At 67.2% G+C, this 887-nt stretch carries 1 protein-coding gene; it reads right to left on the bottom strand.

Annotation, left to right across the window (positions count from 1 at the left end; all coding sequences use genetic code 11):
* Positions 1–887, bottom strand: an 887-nt coding sequence (locus M8A51_RS26175; RefSeq protein WP_251781563.1) for an IS110 family RNA-guided transposase, incomplete at both ends; no start/stop codon positions are given.

The raw sequence follows: 887 nt of genomic DNA, 5'->3' as shown, positions 1-887 counted from the left end.
TGTGCCGTCATCACCGCCGACTTGGCCGCCTGCACCAGCAGCATCCTCAAGTAGGTCTGGCCTCGTTTGGTGATGCCCCCCAACTGGCTCTTGCCACCGCTGGAGCGCTGCCGGGGCACCAGCCCCAGCCAGGCGCCGAACTGCGCGCCACTCTTGAACTGCTTGAAGTCGCCAACGCTCGCCACGGCCGCCGAAGCCGTGATCGGACCAACACCGATCAGTTGTGCGGCACGCCGCACCTCGGCGTGGTTGCGTTGGTGTTCGGCAATGCGCTCGTCACACCAGACGATGTGATCGTCCAGTTCGCGCCAGTGCATCGCCGCTTGCTGCAGGGCCATCCGCGCCAGGCCGCCCAGTTCGTTGTCGGCGTCTTCCAGCACCTCGTGCAACACCGCCTTCAGCGCCTTTGGGCCTTGCGCGAACACCAGCCCGAACTCGGCCAGCAGGCCGCGGATGCGGTTGATGCACGCGGTGCGTTCTTCCTTGTAGCCTTCGCGCAGCTTGTGCACGCACATCATGCTTTGCTGCTCGACCGACTTCACCGGCACGAACCGCATGGTCGGTCGGCTCGCCGCCTCGCAGATCGCGGCTGCGTCGTTGGCGTCGTTCTTGCCGTTGTGGCCTTGCATGCGGTACGGCGCGGCCAGCTGTGCGGAGATGATGCGTGCGTCCAGCCCCATCGCTTGCAGCCGGCGGCCCCAGTGGTGGGCGCTTGAGCTGGCCTCCATCGCCACGAGGCAACCCGTGGGCAATTGCGCGCACCACGGCAGGAACTGATCGCGTCGCAGCGCCCGGCTGGTGATCACCCGGCCGCGCCTATCCACCGCGTGCACCTGGATCACCTGCTTGGCCAGGTCCACACCCACCCGGGTGGCTTCCCGGCAACG

This window comes from Caldimonas mangrovi, from assembly GCF_023721835.1.
In the GTDB taxonomy this organism is placed as follows: domain Bacteria; phylum Pseudomonadota; class Gammaproteobacteria; order Burkholderiales; family Burkholderiaceae_C; genus Caldimonas; species Caldimonas mangrovi.
This window is presented reverse-complemented; position numbering and strand designations above follow the sequence as displayed.